This is a genomic window from Pseudomonas sp. SDO524_S393 (assembly GCF_054071875.1).
This window is the reverse complement of the sequence record NZ_JBSVVZ010000041.1, coordinates 1-15,024: the sequence shown is the minus strand read 5'-3', so window position 1 is coordinate 15,024 and position 15,024 is coordinate 1. Positions and strand designations below refer to the sequence as shown.

The 15,024-nt window shown below is 61.3% G+C and carries 13 protein-coding genes, 1 pseudogene and 1 riboswitch; of the genes and pseudogenes, 6 read left to right on the top strand and 8 right to left on the bottom strand.

Going from position 1 to position 15,024, the window contains the following annotated elements:
• Window positions 1-5: 5 nt before the first annotated feature.
• The 4 genes from ACW9IB_RS18360 to ACW9IB_RS18345 all read right to left on the bottom strand — a co-directional run bounded on the left by ACW9IB_RS18360 (window position 6) and on the right by ACW9IB_RS18345 (window position 6,182).
• Entirely contained in the window at window positions 6-1,370 is a 1,365-nt protein-coding gene (locus tag ACW9IB_RS18360) for a DUF1329 domain-containing protein (RefSeq protein ID WP_457414807.1), read from the bottom strand.
• A gap of 28 nt (window positions 1,371-1,398) precedes the next feature.
• On the bottom strand, window positions 1,399-3,261 hold the full coding sequence (locus ACW9IB_RS18355) for a DUF1302 domain-containing protein (RefSeq protein ID WP_457414806.1): 1,863 nt from the start codon (window positions 3,259-3,261) through the stop codon (window positions 1,399-1,401).
• Between the two features lie 330 nt (window positions 3,262-3,591).
• The gene (locus ACW9IB_RS18350) at window positions 3,592-5,274 is read right to left on the bottom strand and encodes a fatty acid--CoA ligase (protein ID WP_457414804.1); all 1,683 of its coding nucleotides are present in this window, start codon (window positions 5,272-5,274) and stop codon (window positions 3,592-3,594) included.
• Window positions 5,275-5,549: 275 nt separating this feature from the next.
• On the bottom strand, window positions 5,550-6,182 hold the full coding sequence (locus ACW9IB_RS18345) for a LysE family translocator (RefSeq protein WP_457365420.1): 633 nt from the start codon (window positions 6,180-6,182) through the stop codon (window positions 5,550-5,552).
• A gap of 85 nt (window positions 6,183-6,267) precedes the next feature.
• Between ACW9IB_RS18345 and ACW9IB_RS18340 the strand changes: the two genes are divergently transcribed.
• The 3 genes from ACW9IB_RS18340 (at window position 6,268) to ACW9IB_RS18330 (ending at window position 9,107) form a co-directional block, all read left to right on the top strand.
• On the top strand, window positions 6,268-7,233 hold the full coding sequence (locus ACW9IB_RS18340) for a 2-hydroxyacid dehydrogenase (protein ID WP_457414802.1): 966 nt from the start codon (window positions 6,268-6,270) through the stop codon (window positions 7,231-7,233).
• A gap of 31 nt (window positions 7,234-7,264) precedes the next feature.
• Window positions 7,265-8,263, top strand: coding sequence for a methyltransferase (locus tag ACW9IB_RS18335; protein ID WP_457365418.1), 999 nt, complete (start codon window positions 7,265-7,267; stop codon window positions 8,261-8,263).
• A gap of 50 nt (window positions 8,264-8,313) precedes the next feature.
• Window positions 8,314-8,435, top strand: a riboswitch (yybP-ykoY riboswitch).
• An 87-nt stretch (window positions 8,436-8,522) separates the two neighbouring features.
• The gene (locus ACW9IB_RS18330) at window positions 8,523-9,107 is read left to right on the top strand and encodes a TMEM165/GDT1 family protein (RefSeq protein WP_457365417.1); all 585 of its coding nucleotides are present in this window, start codon (window positions 8,523-8,525) and stop codon (window positions 9,105-9,107) included.
• A gap of 121 nt (window positions 9,108-9,228) precedes the next feature.
• Here the strand turns inward: ACW9IB_RS18330 and ACW9IB_RS18325 are convergent, their stop codons facing one another.
• A complete protein-coding gene (locus ACW9IB_RS18325; RefSeq protein WP_457365455.1) occupies window positions 9,229-10,047 on the bottom strand; it encodes a M48 family metalloprotease in 819 nt (272 codons plus the stop codon).
• Between the two features lie 241 nt (window positions 10,048-10,288).
• On the opposite strand from ACW9IB_RS18325, the pseudogene ACW9IB_RS18320 reads away from it, so the two are divergent.
• Window positions 10,289-11,569: pseudogene (locus tag ACW9IB_RS18320) on the top strand (cache domain-containing protein); the annotation flags it as partial.
• Between the two features lie 15 nt (window positions 11,570-11,584).
• Entirely contained in the window at window positions 11,585-12,427 is an 843-nt protein-coding gene (locus tag ACW9IB_RS18315) for a methyl-accepting chemotaxis protein (protein ID WP_457365454.1), read from the top strand.
• 105 nt (window positions 12,428-12,532) lie between these two features.
• Here the strand turns inward: ACW9IB_RS18315 and ACW9IB_RS18310 are convergent, their stop codons facing one another.
• The 3 genes from ACW9IB_RS18310 to ACW9IB_RS18300 are packed head-to-tail and all read right to left on the bottom strand — an operon-like array spanning window position 12,533 to window position 13,644.
• Window positions 12,533-13,153, bottom strand: coding sequence for an SOS response-associated peptidase (locus tag ACW9IB_RS18310; protein ID WP_457365416.1), 621 nt, complete (start codon window positions 13,151-13,153; stop codon window positions 12,533-12,535).
• A 36-nt stretch (window positions 13,154-13,189) separates the two neighbouring features.
• Window positions 13,190-13,450 carry a putative signal transducing protein gene (locus ACW9IB_RS18305; protein ID WP_457365415.1) on the bottom strand — a complete coding sequence of 87 codons (261 nt, stop codon included), beginning with the start codon at window positions 13,448-13,450 and terminating at the stop codon, window positions 13,190-13,192.
• Between the two features lie 11 nt (window positions 13,451-13,461).
• A complete protein-coding gene (locus ACW9IB_RS18300; RefSeq protein ID WP_457365414.1) occupies window positions 13,462-13,644 on the bottom strand; it encodes a CPXCG motif-containing cysteine-rich protein in 183 nt (60 codons plus the stop codon).
• A 143-nt stretch (window positions 13,645-13,787) separates the two neighbouring features.
• Between ACW9IB_RS18300 and ACW9IB_RS18295 the strand changes: the two genes are divergently transcribed.
• Window positions 13,788-14,951, top strand: a complete 1,164-nt coding sequence (locus ACW9IB_RS18295) for a 1-acyl-sn-glycerol-3-phosphate acyltransferase (RefSeq protein WP_457365413.1) — start codon at window positions 13,788-13,790, stop codon at window positions 14,949-14,951.
• The last annotated feature ends 73 nt before the right edge of the window (window positions 14,952-15,024 follow it).

The following is a 15,024-nucleotide window of genomic DNA, read 5'->3' as shown; positions in this document are numbered from 1 at the left end:
GCAGCTTAGCGAACCCCATCCTGACGCAGAGCCGCCGGGGTGAAGTCGCTGGTGGTGGCGGTGAAGCCAAAGTCATACGCCTGCTTCTCTTCGTTCTTCATGCCCAAGGCCAGGTAGCGACCGGACTGCAGGTCGTAGAGGGTTTCCAGGGCGTACCACGGCACTTGCTTGTCGTAGTAGTTCTCGGCATGGGCCTCGGCGACGCGCCACAGTTGGCCACGACCGTCGTAGTGGTCGATGACCGCCGCTTGCCAGGTGTCTTCGTCGATGAAGAAGTCACGCTTGGCATAGATGTGGCGCTGGCCTTCCTTCAAGGTGGCAACGACGTGCCAGACGCGGCGCAGCTCGTAACGTGCCAGGTCCTGGTTGATGTGGCCGGCCTTGATGATGTCGGCGTACTTGAGCTTCGGATCGTCGATCTTGTAGCTGTTGGACGCGATATAGATTTCTTTCTTGCCCTCCAGCTTCCAGTCGTAGCGGTCCGGTGCACCGTTGTACATGTCGAGGTTGTCGGAAGTACGCAGGCCGTCGGCGGCGGTACCCGGGCCGTCATACGACACTTGCGGCGCCCGGCGCACACGGCGCTGGCCGGCGTTGTAGACCCAGGCCGAACGCGGTTCCTTCACCTGGTCCAGGGTTTCGTGCACCAGCAGCACACCACCGGCCAGACGCGCCGGCGCGGTCACTTGCTGCTTGAAGTAGAACAACACGTTGCCCGGGTTTTTCGGGTCGAAGTCCTTCATCTTGTCGCGGAACACGAACTGGTCTTTGAAATACACCAGGCTGAACGAGCCGTTGGTTTGCGGCGTGGCCTGGGTTACCAGGCGCGTCACGCTGCCACCGCGATAACGGGTGATGTGGTTCCAGATCACTTCCACGCCGCTTTTTGGAATCGGGAACGGGATGGCGGTCTCGAAGTTCTCCAGACCGTTGCCGCCCGACACCAGGTTGGTGGTGGTGGCGTTCTTCTTGATGGCCGCGAACACATCCGCCGGCACGGTGGCGCCGCGATGGGTCGGATAGACCGGCATCTTGAAGGTTTCCGGGTAGCGCTTGAACATCGCGTACTGCCCCGGCGCCAGCTTGTCCTTGTACTGCTCGACGTTCGCGGCGGTGATGGTGAATTGCGGTTGCTCACTGGCGTAAGGGTTGGCCAGGAACCCGCGGGAATCGACCGCGCCGGCGTTGGTCGGCAGCGGCGACCACTTGGGAATGGTGCCCGCCGCGTTACCGGCCATCTCGGCGCCCATCGGCGTCAGGGTCGTGCCCAGTTTGGCGGCTTCATCCGCCGAGACTGCCGCCATGACGCTGCTCGCCAGGATCGACAGCCCAAGCACACCCACGTGCAACAGACTTTTAGTTATTTTCATGTTCTGGTCTTCCTGAAATCCAGTGTGCTTAGAAGTTGGCGCCGAAGCTCAAAGCGACGAAGTCGCGGTCATCCACCGTACTGAACTTGCCACCAAAGAAGTTGGTGTAGGCCAGGCTGGCGGTGTAGGTGTTCTGATACTCGGCATCCAGGCCCAGGCTGACCGCCTTGCGACCTTCTTCAAAGTTACCGCCAGGGCCTGGCGAGTAACCTTTGACGTCGTGGGACCAGGCTACGTTGGGCTTGAGGTTGACACCAGCGAACACGTCCGGATATTCCCAGATTGCGCGTGCGCGGTAGCCCCAGGAAGTTGCGGTGGTAAAGCCGTCATTATTGCAGTTGGTATTGAGGTTGGCCGCGTTGGCCAAGCCTCCGCCTTGGGCGGTGGAGTTATTAAGCGCGGTACAGAAACCACCAGGCAACTGGCCCGGACCGAATACTGGATCGCGGCCATAACGCGCCTCGGATTTACTCTCCAGTCCACCGACGTGAGTCACGCCAATCTCACCGACGGTGGTCAAGCGGCTGGCGCCCATGACTTGATCGAAGAAGTGCGTAAAAGTGGTCTGGAACTGGGTAATTTCCTTACGGTTGTAGCCGTGCAAGTCCTGACCCGGCGACCCCTTCAACACCGACGCATTGCTGAAGGGCGGAAGCGGGGTGACACCGGCATACAGAATGTCGGTCGTGCTCAGCTGCACCGGGGCATTAGGGCGATAGCTCAGCTCGCCGCTCCAGGCGGTGCCCGTCGGAAGCGTGGTGGAGAAACTCAAGCCATATAGACGGATGTCCTCCGGGTACTCAACGTAGTAGTTGGAGTTACCCGCGACCACCAACGGACGCAACTGGGCAGGCACACCGGGTGTTGCGCCCGTGTATGCCGATTGTGGCGCGCCCTGTGCGCTGAAGATCGGCGCCCGACTGTGGTAGTTCATGAAGTAAGCGCCGAACTCTGTGTCCAGAGGCTCGAAGTTGTAATGAAACGCGACACCGAACTGCCCACTATCGCGCGCGTCTCGATCCGGGCCGCGACGCACCAGTACGCCCTCGTTATTAACGTCGACACCATTCGCGGCGAGCCCCGGCAGCACAGCAGCTGGTAGGAAGCGGCGGCTGTTGAGTACGCGCAGGTTGTTATTGCAACCGTCGGAAATCACGTCGGGCTGCGAGAAGAACGTGCCGCAGTTGTCGGTAACCGTCTGGTCCCATTCCAACTGATAGAACGCTTCGGCCGACAGGTTATCGGTCAGGGTTTGCGACACATAGAACATGTTGACCGGAATCAAGCCTTCCTTGATTTCGGCCCCCGGACGACGGAATGCCGACACGTCGATCGGGTTGATGGAGTTGATGCCGCCGCCGATGAAGGTACTTTCACCCCAGCTCACCACCTGCTTGCCGAAACGCACGTTGCCCGGCAGATCGGCAATGTTGTAGTTGTGGTAGATGAAGGCGTCGAGGATCTGCCCGCCGGAGGACTTGGCGCCTTCCTTGCGATTGTTGTCGCTGATGTCCTTGAACGGCCGGCTTTCGTCCTTGAGTTCGAAGTCGTACCAGTACTTGCCGCGCACGAACACGCCGGTGTCGCCGTATTTCAGTTCCAGGTCATGAATACCCTTGAAGATCTTCGAGAACGTCTCCCCACGCTTGAAGTTCAAGTGGCCGTCATCGGAGGTCTGGGACAGCCCCTTGCCGCCATTGTTGACGCCGATCAGGTCGCGATTGGGCTTGGCTGTGGACCAGCTGGCACCCACGGACAGGGAGGAGTCGAAACTCCCTTCGATTTCACCGATATTGAAACTGACGCCGAATGCGGGCCCGGCGAGCGTAGAGGCGAGACTGACGGCCAGGGGCAGTCTTGCCCGGCGCCAGAACTGGTTTACTGAGGTCATCGACGCTACTCCATGTGCATTATTGTTATGGCAGTGAGTTCTTTGTGTGATGCATGTAACGGCCGGAATACAACGATTCCAATGCCGCTCGGCAACCAGGCCCCCTTGGCCCGACGCGGAACATCCGTGAAAAACTCTGGGAGGGACTATAGCCAGCAAGGGGTACCGCTTGATCCCTCTAAAGTGTGATTTGCATCACCAACCCGTCTGCCACAGTCCTTTCGCCATATCGGCAACAGCCGACGCGGGAAGGATGGCTGAAAATCGGCAAATCACAAGTGAAGGCGCAAGATAGAGCATTGCCGTGCCACACGGGCACGGCAGATGGGCTCAGAGGGTAGACAGGAATGTGCTGTTGTTGGCCTGCCATTCGACGATGTCAACGCGGATACGTTTTTTGTCGAGCTTGCCGACGCTGGTCTTGGGAATTTCCGTAACAACGGCAATCTGGCTCGGGATCGCCCACTTGCTCAGGTGGCCCAATTCCACGAATGGCTTGAGGTGTTCCTTGAGCACACGGGCGTCTATCTCGTGGCCATCACGCACCACCAGCAGCGCAAACGGGCGCTCCCCCCACTGCGGGTCGGCGATGCCTACCACCGCTACTTCGCGTACCGCCGGGTGGCGGCTGACCAGGTCTTCGAGGGCCAGGGACGAGATCCACTCGCCCCCGGTCTTGATCACATCCTTGATGCGGTCGCGAATGTCGATCACGCCGAACGCATCCAGCGTGGCCACGTCACCGGTGTGCATCCAGCCACCTTCCCACAGCTCGGCGCCCTTCTGCGGCTCATTGAAATAGCCCTCGGTCAGCCACGGCGCGCGCAGCACCAACTCACCCTGGGACTCGCCATCGGCGGGCAGGAAGTTGCCGTCGCTGTCGATGATCGCCGCCTCCACCAGCGGCCCCGGCACGCCGGCCTTGATGCGGTAGGTGGTGCGTTCGTCCTCGCTGCCGGCCATCAATTCTTCGTTGAGATGGGCGCAGGACACCAGCGGCCCGGTCTCGGACATGCCGTAGGCGGCGGTCAGCTGAATGCCGCGCGCCTTGGACGCTTCGTACAGGGAACGATTGAGCGCACTGCCGCCGATTACGATTTTCCAGCCGGCAAAATCCACGCCCTGGGCGGCCTTCGCGTTGAGCACCATCTGCAGGATCGTCGGCACGCAATGGGAGAAGGTGACCTTTTCCTTACGCCACAGCTCAACCAGGTATTCAGGATCGTAACGGCCCGGGTAGACCTGTTTCAGCCCGAGCATGGTCGCCACGTAAGGCAGACCCCAGGCATGCACGTGGAACATCGGCGTGATCGGCATGTACACGTCATTGGTGCCCAGCAATCGCACGCTATCGACGCTGCCCATGATGGTCGCCACGCCCATGGTGTGCAGCACCAATTGGCGATGGGTGAAGTACACACCCTTGGGGTTGCCAGTGGTGCCGGTGGTGTAGAAGGTGGTGGCGACCGAATTTTCGTCGAAGTCCTGGAAGTCGTACCTGGGACTGGCGGCGGCCAGCAGGGTTTCGTACTCGCCAACCAGGCCGGGCAGCTCGGCGGTCTTGCTGTCGCCGTCGGTGAGCAGCAAGGTCTTGTCGACCGTGGTCAGGTGCCCGGCGATGGCCTGGTAAAGCCCCACGAATTCGCTGTTGACCAGCACGAAGCGGTCCTCGGCGTGGTTCATGGTGTAGAGAATCTGTTCAGGCGACAGCCGCACGTTGATGGTGTGGATCACCGCGCCGATCATCGGGATCGCGAACATGCACTCCAGGTAACGGTGGCTGTCCCAATCCATCACCGCCACCGTATCGCCGGCCTTGACGCCGGCCTCGGTCAAGACATTGGCCAGGCGCGCCACCCGTTCGACCAGCGTGGGATAGGTGTAGCGCAGTTTGTCGCGGTAGATGATTTCCCGGGTCTTCTCGTAGCGTGTCCCGGACATCAACAGACGCTTGATCAACAGCGGGTATTGGTACGCACCTTCGGCGGGCGGAATGACACGGGTCTGCAACATACGAATCCCTTTTCTGACTGCACGGTCTTGGCTTGAAGACCTGCACTTTAGAGACGTTATGTTTCAACCAAATCAGCCAAAGGAATGATTTGCAGAGCCCGACGAATGCTAGCCTTGAGCCACTATCGCAACCTCACACAGACTCCCTGTGGGAGCTGGCTTGCCTGCGATGGCATCGCCTCGTGACAACTGACGACACCGAGTCGCCTGCATCGCGGGCAAGCCCGGCTCCCACCTGGCCCGCGCCCACTTAAGAGCACGGTAGCCTCCCGTAGTTACTTCATGCTGGTAAACGCCAGCTTCACCCCAATCGCAATCAACACCGCCCCCATGGTGCGGTCGAACCAGTGCCCCATGCGTGCAAACCCGGCGCGCACGCGCTGCTGGCTGAACAGCATGGCCACCAGGCAGAACCACAGCGCCGTCGCCACCGCCAGGTACACCCCGTAACCGGCCTGGATCGCCAGCGGTGTGTGCGGGTTGATCACCACGGTGAACAACGACAGGAAGAACAGCGTGGCCTTGGGGTTCAAGCCATTGGTCACGAAGCCTGCGGTAAACGCGCCACGCGGAGTGCGCTCGCCCGCCTCGCGGTGCAGCTCGCCGTCGGCGGTTGGTTTGGCCGGCTGCGCGCGCAGGGCCTTGAAGCCGATGTACAGCAGGTAGGCGGCGGCGGCCCACTTGAGCGCGTTGAACAACACGATGGACTGGGACACGATCAAGCCGATGCCGAGCAACGAATAGCCTACGTGCAAGAAAATCGCCGTGCCAACACCCAGGGCAGTCCAGGTGCCGGCGCGACGGCCATGGGTCACGCTCTCGCGCACCACCACGGCGAAATCCGGTCCGGGACTGGCCACCGCCAACAAGTGAATCAGCGCTACGGTCAAAAACTCGGCGACGTACATGCTCACTCCCATTGAGTAACTGATTATTTCATCTGATAGGCTCGGCAGATTACGCCTTAGAACCCTGCCGCAAAAGGTACAGTTGATGACGAACAATCGCCGCGCCGTCTTCCTCGATCACCCCTCCCTGGACCTGGGAGACCTCGACCTCAGCGAGCTGCGCAACAGCTTCAGCGAGTTGCAGTTGTTTTCCGACACCACGCCCCGGAACGTCACGGCGCGCGTGCAGGGCGCCCAGGTGGTCATCAGCAACAAGATCACTCTAAACGCCGAAACCCTGGCAGCCTGCCCCGATTTGAAGCTGATTCTGGTCTCGGCCACCGGCACCAACAACGTCGACCTCGAAGCCGCCCGTGCCCACGGCATCACCGTGAGCAACTGCCAGGGCTACGGCACGCCGTCGGTGGCGCAGCACACACTCATGCTGCTGCTCAACCTGGCGACGCGGCTGAAGGACTATCAGCGCGACGTGGCTGCCGGCAAATGGCAGCAAGCCCGGCAGTTCTGCCTGCTGGATTACCCGATTGTCGAGCTGGAAGGCAAAACCCTGGGCCTGCTCGGCCACGGAGAACTGGGCAGTGCCGTGGCGCGTCTGGCTGAAGCCTTTGGCATGCGCGTGGTACTCGGTGCGATCCCCGGGCGCCCTGCCCGGCCCGACCGCGTGCCGCTGGACCAGCTACTGGCGCAGGTCGACGCCCTCACCCTGCACTGCCCGCTCAACGAACACACCCGCGACTTTATCGGCGCCCGCGAACTGGCCTTGCTCAAGCCAGGCGCATTCATCGTCAACACTGCACGCGGTGGCCTGATCAACGAACAGGCACTGGCCGACGCCCTGCGTAGCGGTCATCTGGGCGGGGCCGCCACCGATGTGCTGAGCGTGGAACCGCCGGTCAATGGCAACCCGCTGCTGGCGGGCGATATCCCACGGCTGATCGTCACGCCGCACAACGCCTGGGGCAGCCGCGAAGCGCGGCAACGTATCGTCGGTCAACTGACGGAAAACGCCCGAGGCTTTTTCGCCGGCGCCCCCCTGCGCGTCGTGAGTTGATAAACTGCGCGCCTTTTTCAAGGAGCAGACCATGGATCCGCGCAGTGAAGTACTGCTTCGTCAGGCCGAACTTTTTCAAGGCAACCTGCTGTTGGTGGGGTTGCCCGCCGACGACCTGCTGGGTCGCCTGCCCAATGCCCACGGCTGGTGCTGGCATGCCGGCGACCAGGCCGCGCTCGACGCACGCTTCCCCGGACGCAGCCAGTTCGGCGTAACGGCACCGCAGCGCCCGTTCGATGCGGCGGTGATCTTCCTGCCCAAGTCCAAGGATCTCACCGACTACCTGCTCAACGCCGTGGCCGCACGCCTGCCCGGCGCCGAATTGTTCTTGGTGGGCGAGAAAAAAGCCGGGATCGAAAGTGCTTCCAAGCAGATGACGCCCTTCGGCAAACCGCGCAAGCTCGACAGCGCGCGGCATTGCCAGCTGTGGCAAGTCACTGTGGTCAATGCTCCGCAGGCGGTCGAGCTGGAGAGCCTGGCCCAGGTCTTCGAGGTGCCGCTGGCCGAGGGCCCCTTGAAGGTGGTGAGCCTGCCGGGCGTGTTCAGCCATGGGCGGCTGGATCGTGGCACCGAGCTGCTGCTGGAACACCTGGACAAACTGCCCGGCGGGCACCTGCTGGACTTTGGTTGCGGCGCTGGCGTGCTGGGGGCTGCGGTCAAACGTCGCTACCCGCACAATACCGTGACGATGCTGGACGTGGACGCCTTCGCCGCCGCCAGCAGCCGCCTGACCCTGGCCGCCAACGGTCTGGAGGCCGACGTGTTGACCGGTGATGGCATCGACGCCGCCCCCCTCGGTTTGAACACCATCCTGAGCAACCCACCGTTCCACGTCGGGGTGCACACCGATTATTTCGCCACGGAAAACCTGCTGCGAAAAGCGGCGAAACACCTGGCAAAAGGCGGCGAACTTCGCCTGGTTGCCAACAGCTTCCTGAAATACCAACCGCTGATCGAAGAACATCTGGGCACGTGTGCGATCAAGGCCGAGGGCAACGGTTTTCGTATCTACCGTGCGAAGCGCGACTGACGGGCGTTTGAAAAAGAAGGCTTGCCGAATGGCATTTGGCTAGGCAGAATCCGCTCCGTCCTAGGGGAGTAGTCTCCCACGAGCGCCACGCTCGTCCGGCGTACGTCAACATACTTGGTCAGCAGACCATGGCGTATGCGACCCAGGAGTCCGCACAGACGGACCGGGGTTTGACAAGACCTATGACACGCACACCTTACCCGGGGCGGGAAGGCTGTACGTGTCATAGCCGTGTCGACCCGCCCCTGGAAACTACCTGATGCTGGATTCACTACTCGTTCCTACCGCAATCGTTGCCTTGGCCGAAATCGGCGACAAGACGCAACTGCTTGCGCTCATCCTTGCCGCACGCTTTCGCAAACCTTGGCCGATCATCGCCGGCATCGTCGCCGCGACCCTGGCCAACCATGCGGCCGCCGGTGCCGTGGGGGCCTGGTTCGGAAGTTTCTTCTCGGATGCGGTGCTGCACTGGATCCTGGCGGCGAGCTTCTGCGCTACGGCGCTGTGGACGCTGGTGCCGGACAAGCTCGACGACGACGAAGCCAGCACCACGCGCAAATTCGGCCCATTCCTGACCACGCTGATCGCGTTCTTCCTCGCGGAGATCGGTGACAAGACCCAGATCGCCACGGTGATGCTGGCGGCGCAATACCCGGAACTGTGGCTGGTGATTATCGGGACCACGGCAGGCATGCTGATTGCCAACGTGCCGGTGGTTTTGGCGGGGAATTTTGCGGCGGAGAAACTGCCCTTGACCTTGATTCGCCGGTTGGCGGCGTCGGCGTTCTTCATCCTGGCGGTAGTGGCGGTGTACAAGGCCATGCAGAGCAGCGGCTGGATCTAAGGCTGCAAACCCGATCCCTGTGGGAGCTGGCTTGCCTGCAATGGCAGCAACCCGGTGCAACTGAAACACCGAGCCGCCTGCATCGCGGGCAAGCCCGGCTCCCACATTGATCTGCGTTAACTCAGGATTTTTTTGCCTGCTGGTACAGCGGCATCACCTTCGGAATCGCCGCCTGCAACGAGGCGATTCGGCTGTCAGAAGCCGGGTGGGTACTCATGAACTCCGGCGGTGCGCCTTCCGAGGCCTTGGCCATCTTGTTCCACAGTGTGATGGCCGCATTCGGGTTGTAACCGGCGCGAGCGGCCAGCTCCAGGCCAATCAGGTCGGCTTCGTTTTCATTGCTGCGGCTGTTGGGCAAGGTCATGCCGTAGTTGGCCACCGTGTCCGCCAGTGCCAGGCTGTCCTGTCCAAGGCCGAACAACGCACCCGCACCCTGCTTGGCCATCTCGATACCGTAGGCCTTGGACATCGCTTCGCGGCCATGCTCGCGCAAGGCGTGGGCGATTTCATGGCCCATCACGGCAGCCAGCTCGTCATCGGTCAGCTTGAGGTTGTCGATCAACGCGCTGTACACAAAGATCTTGCCACCTGGCCCGCAGTTGGCGTTCATCTCGTCGCTCTTGATCAGGTTCACTTCCCACTTCCACTGCGCGGCGTCCGCACGGAAGCTCGGTGCCTGCGCGATCAGGCGGTTGGCAATGGCCTGCACCCGCTTGGCGTTGGTGCTGGTCTTGTCCACCAGCCCCTTGCCGCTGGCTTCACCCAGGGTCTGCTGATACGACTGGGCGTACATCTGGTCGACTTCCTGGCTCGACAACATGCTGAACATGTATTGCTTGCGCTCAACGCCGACCGCACCGCCGCTGGTGGTATTAACCGACTGGCAGCCGGCCAGCAACATCGCTGCAACCAGCCCGGTAACGGCCGCTGGCTTCTTCATGCCTTTCATATTCATGAGACTCTCCCTGAAAACCTGGCGCGTATCCTAGGCGTTCATTTATATCCACGCCAGATACACCAGACGTTTAACCGCTGACTTTCAGATACATCCCACACTTCAACAGCGGCGGCGAGCATCCAATTTGCGACATGCCGCATTATTTTGTAGGACAAACCCTATAACCGCCGACTCCGTGGCCGATACAAAAAAGCAGCCCATCTCTCCTGCGCCCGGAGCTTTCATGAAATTCAAGTCGATTCAGTTTTCTGTCGCGGCCCTGGCCGGGGCCATTGTCCTGAGCGTAGTCGCGGTACTGGTGCTCTACGCCTTGTTTGCCGGCGCCCGGACGCAAGAGATGGTGCAGGAACGCACCCAGGTGCAATTCGAACAGATCATCGAACAACGCCTCACGGCGCTGGCGCAAACCCAGGCCACGCTGATCCAGCGTGAACTGGAAGCTCCGCTGGTCACCGCCAAAAGCCTGGCCACCGCCAACGCCCTGCTCGGCATGAAAGACGCCAAGGGCGAGCCGGCCCTGGCGATCAGTCGCGAACAACTGATCAACCTGCTGCACGAAACCGTGGTGCGCAACCCGAAAATCCTCGGCGCCTACATCGGCTGGGAAGCCAATGCCATCGACCACAACGATGCCGCCTACGTGAACAGCCCGGTGGTTGGCGTGGATGCCGACGGTCGCTTCATGCCATGGTGGTACCGCAACGCCGATGGCAGCCTGGGCCTGGATAAACTGGCCGACGTGGCCGACCAGAAAATCCTCTCCACCGGTGTACGCGCCAGCGAGTACTACCTGTGCTCCAAGGAAAGCAAAAAGCCCTGCGCCATCGATCCCGCCCCGTACAAGGTGGGCAACGCCATGGTGATGCTCGCTTCGTTCATCGAGCCGATCATGATCGACGGTACTTTCCAGGGCATTGTCGGCGCCGACTTGTCGGTGAACTTCATCCAGGAGATGCTCACCAACGCCGATCAGAAGCTCTACAACGGCGCCGGCGAACTGGCCCTGATCTCCAGCAACGGGCGCCTGGTGGCCTATACCAAGGACGCCAGCAAACTGGGCGAAAAAGCCAGCGATCTGCTCGACAGCAATGAACTGGCCAACCTGGGCCAACTGAAGGTCGGCGAAGTGCGCTATGACATCGACAAGGTACACGGCCACATTGAGCTGTTCCTGCCGTTCAACATCGGCCAGGCCGAAGCGCGTTGGACCTTGATGCTGCAACTGCCCCTCAGCGCGGTGATGGCCGACTCGCAAAAGCTGCAGAACGACCTGGAAACCCAACGCAAGACCGATATCTTCGGCATGACCGTCGCCGGTTTGCTGATCGCCGGTATCGGTTTGCTGGTGATCTGGCTGGTAGGCCACGGTATCGCCCGCCCGCTCAAGCAGATGGTGGCCATGCTCAATGACATCGCTCAGGGCGAAGGCGACCTGACGCGCCGGCTGACCAGCGACCGTGCCGACGAACTGGGCGCCATCGCCAGTGGTTTCAACACCTTCCTGATCAAGCTGCAAGGCATGATCACCCAGGTGGTGAGCTCGGTGCAGAAGGTCAGCGATTCGTCGGAGCACACTGCCGACATCGCGATTCGCACCAACCAGGGTGTGCACAAGCAGATGGTGGAGATTGATCAGGTCGCCACTGCCGTGCACGAAATGACCGCCACCGCGCAAGACGTGGCACGCAACGCCACCCAGGCCGCCCAAGCCGCCAGCCATGCCGACCAGGCCGCCAGCCAGGGCATGCGCATTGTGCGGGACACCTCAACGTCCATCGGCGCGTTGGCCGAGGAAATCGGCAAGGCGGTAGGGGTGGTGCAGACGCTGGCCAAGGACAGCGAAAACATCAATGCCATCCTCACTGCGATTCGCGGCATTGCCGAACAGACCAATTTGCTGGCGCTCAACGCAGCCATCGAAGCCGCGCGCGCTGGCGAGCAAGGTCGCGGTTTTGCGGTGGTTGCCGACGAGGTGCGTAACCTGGCACAGAAAACCCAGAAGGCCACCGAAGAAATCCAGACCATGATCCAGCAGTTGCAACAAGGCACGCGGGACGTGGTACGGGTGATGGAGGACAGCCAGAGTCGTACCGACGAGAGCGTGCAACACGCCGCCAAGGCGGCAGACGCGCTGGAAACCATTACCCAGGCCGTGTCGGTGATCAACGACATGAACACCCAGATCGCCAGTGCGGCCGAGGAACAAAGCGCAGTGGCCGAAGATATCAACCGCAATGTGATCAATATCGGCCAGGTGGCCAATGAAGTGGCGGGCGGTGCGGATGAATCCAGCGCGGCCAGTGCGGATCTGACCAAGCTGGCGGAGCAGCAACGGCGACTGATCAACCAGTTCAAAGTCTAAGATTTTCGGCGATCTCGAGGGCCCTATTGCAGGCAAGCCAGCTCCCACATTTGACTGTATTCACACCTCCGAGTGTGGGAGCTGGCTTGCCTGCGATGAGGCCAATCAGGCCGGGGTCAGGCATTCCGGCCCATTCAGTTTCGGATCATTGACCATATTGGCCAGTACCCGCTCGCGCAACGCGGCGGGCTCACTCGCCAACAAACCCTGCAACACATGCAGCGGCGTCTCGGGATTGAGCCAGGCGTCCTGTCCGGCTTCGTCCAGAATCAGCGGTCGCCGCTGATTCTGCGCGGCCTGGGTCACCACCGCCGTACTCAGCCACACCTGCTCCTGCACCGGATACGCCTCCCACACCGCCGCAAAAAACAGTGTGGAGCCCTCCCCTGGCGTCAGCCAGTACGGGCGCTTGCGCTGGGTACCGCGCCATTCGTAGAAACCGTTGGCCGGGAGCAGGCAGCGGCGCTGTCGAAACGCTTCACGGAACATCGGCTGTTCGGCCAGGGTTTCGGCACGGGCGTGGGCCGGTGTGCGGGAAAGGTCAGTCAGCCAGGGCGGCGTCAGCCCCCAGCGGGCACGCGCCAGGTTGCGCTGGCCGTCGAGAACACGCTGTATCAGCACCGAATCATTCGGGGAGATGTTCCACTGGGGCTGCTGATCGGCCGGAAAGCCCGGCAAGGCGGCAAAGGCAGGGTTCCAGCGAAACAGGGCATAACGTCCACACATGGGGTAACACGACTCTTGGGTAAACCGACCGACAGCCTAACAGACCAGCACGTCGGGAAAACTGTCGGGTTCATCGCCGGGCAAGGGCTGCGCGCCGATATAGGCGGTAATCAACGCACGGGCATCGACGGCCCGGTCATTATCGACCTCCAGCCCCAGCAGGCCGAAGATCGGCAGCTCGCCGGTGCCACCGAGCAAATGGCGCCCTACCAGGTACGCCTCGATGCCCTCGCTGGCGAGCATCTGTTGCAGCAACTCGCCTTCCATCAGGTTTTCCGGTTCATAGATTCGCTGCATGGGCCCACCTGTCATTCATTCTCGCTGCGGACCGTGAGCATCCATTCGTCATCGTGAACCTGCAGCTCAAAAACAATCGGCCGGCAACATACCGGGCAGTCTTCAATGTATGACTGATCCCCTCCGGAAAGGTCCAGCAAAGCCTCCGCCGGCTCCCCACAATAAGGACAATCGTACGACTCGGTTTCCAGCATCGCGGCCTCCCAGGTGACTTGTGCGTATAATCGCCGGTCTATTGGCAGGGCTATTGACGTTTGCACCGCTTGTTCAGACCGCGCCCTGTCTTTTTTCGATCCGAACCTTTACTTACCCTAGCCGTTTCTAACAAGAGAGCATGATGGGCGAATTCGATACCATCCGACCTTACAACGACAGCGAAGTCCCGGCAGTGCTGGCACGCCTGTTCAGTGACAAGGCCTTTCTGGACATCCTGACCCACTTTCGCTTCCCGCGCTTTGCCGGCGCGCTGGGCTGGCTGCTCAAGCCGATGATCGCCCGCAAATTGCGCCGTGAATTTGCCGGCGTGACCACTGTGGCTACGTTGCAGGACAAGGTGGAGTACTACGTCGACCACACCATTGACCGGGCGACCGACGGCGTGACCTATACCGGCGTGGAACAGCTCAAGTCCGGCACCGCGTACCTGTTCCTCGCCAACCACCGCGATATCGTGATGGACCCGGCCTTCGTCAACTATGCCGTCTACCACGCGGGCCTGCCGACGCCGCGCATCGCCATTGGCGACAATCTGCTGCAAAAGCCGTTCGTCAGCGACCTGATGCGCCTGAACAAGAGTTTCATCGTGCACCGCTCGATTACCGGGCGCAAAGAGAAGATGGCGGCCTATCAATTGCTGTCGGCTTACATCAACCATTCGATCCGTAACGACGGCGCCTCCATCTGGATTGCCCAGGCCGAAGGCCGTGCCAAAGACGGCGATGACCGCACCGAGTCGGCGATCCTCAAGATGTTTCATGTCAGCCGCAAGGACGAGCCGTTTGCCGAGGTGATCCAGTCGTTGCACCTGACGCCGGTGTCCATCAGCTACGAGTACGACCCCTGCGACTCGGCCAAGGCGCGCGAGCTGTACATCCGCGCCACCACGGGCACCTACAGCAAGGCGCCGGGCGAAGACGACGTGAGCATTGCCTTGGGCATTACCGGCTACAAGGGCCGTGTGCATGTGAACTTCGCGCCGCCGATCACCGAACGTTTCGAAGACACCAAGCTGCTGGCTGCGGAAATGGACCGGCAGATTCTGGGCGGTTACCGGTTGTTTCCGGTGCACTACCTGGCTTACGCCCAGTGGAGTGAAGCCGACCCGCAATTGCAGGTGCCGACGGCAGCCGAGGTGTTTCCGGCCGATGAGCTGGCCAAGGCCAAGACGGAGTGGGAGCGGCGCCTGGCGGAATGCCCGGCTGAACACCGACCATTCCTGGTGGTGCAATACGCGACGCCAGTGAGAAATCAGTATCGGGTCAAGGCCGGAATTCCCTTGTAAACACCGATTCAAACTGTGGGAGCGGGCTTGCTCGCGAACGCGGAGTGTCAGTCGATACATGCTTGACTGATAC

Excerpts from the sequence above, each read along its gene's own strand:
- ACW9IB_RS18340 (WP_457414802.1), top strand. The coding sequence starts at position 6,268 with ATGACGAACAATCGCCGCGCCGTCTTCCTCGATCACCCCTCCCTGGAC.
- ACW9IB_RS18330 (WP_457365417.1), top strand. The coding sequence starts at position 8,523 with ATGCTGGATTCACTACTCGTTCCTACCGCAATCGTTGCCTTGGCCGAA.
- ACW9IB_RS18325 (WP_457365455.1), bottom strand. The coding sequence starts at position 10,047 with ATGAAGAAGCCAGCGGCCGTTACCGGGCTGGTTGCAGCGATGTTGCTG.
- ACW9IB_RS18315 (WP_457365454.1), top strand. The coding sequence starts at position 11,585 with ATGATCACCCAGGTGGTGAGCTCGGTGCAGAAGGTCAGCGATTCGTCG.
- ACW9IB_RS18360 (WP_457414807.1), bottom strand. The coding sequence starts at position 1,370 with ATGAAAATAACTAAAAGTCTGTTGCACGTGGGTGTGCTTGGGCTGTCG.
- ACW9IB_RS18295 (WP_457365413.1), top strand. The coding sequence starts at position 13,788 with ATGGGCGAATTCGATACCATCCGACCTTACAACGACAGCGAAGTCCCG.
- ACW9IB_RS18350 (WP_457414804.1), bottom strand. The coding sequence starts at position 5,274 with ATGTTGCAGACCCGTGTCATTCCGCCCGCCGAAGGTGCGTACCAATAC.
- ACW9IB_RS18335 (WP_457365418.1), top strand. The coding sequence starts at position 7,265 with ATGGATCCGCGCAGTGAAGTACTGCTTCGTCAGGCCGAACTTTTTCAA.
- ACW9IB_RS18310 (WP_457365416.1), bottom strand. The coding sequence starts at position 13,153 with ATGTGTGGACGTTATGCCCTGTTTCGCTGGAACCCTGCCTTTGCCGCC.
- ACW9IB_RS18355 (WP_457414806.1), bottom strand. The coding sequence starts at position 3,261 with ATGACCTCAGTAAACCAGTTCTGGCGCCGGGCAAGACTGCCCCTGGCC.
- ACW9IB_RS18345 (WP_457365420.1), bottom strand. The coding sequence starts at position 6,182 with ATGTACGTCGCCGAGTTTTTGACCGTAGCGCTGATTCACTTGTTGGCG.
- ACW9IB_RS18305 (WP_457365415.1), bottom strand. The coding sequence starts at position 13,450 with ATGCAGCGAATCTATGAACCGGAAAACCTGATGGAAGGCGAGTTGCTG.
- ACW9IB_RS18300 (WP_457365414.1), bottom strand. The coding sequence starts at position 13,644 with ATGCTGGAAACCGAGTCGTACGATTGTCCTTATTGTGGGGAGCCGGCG.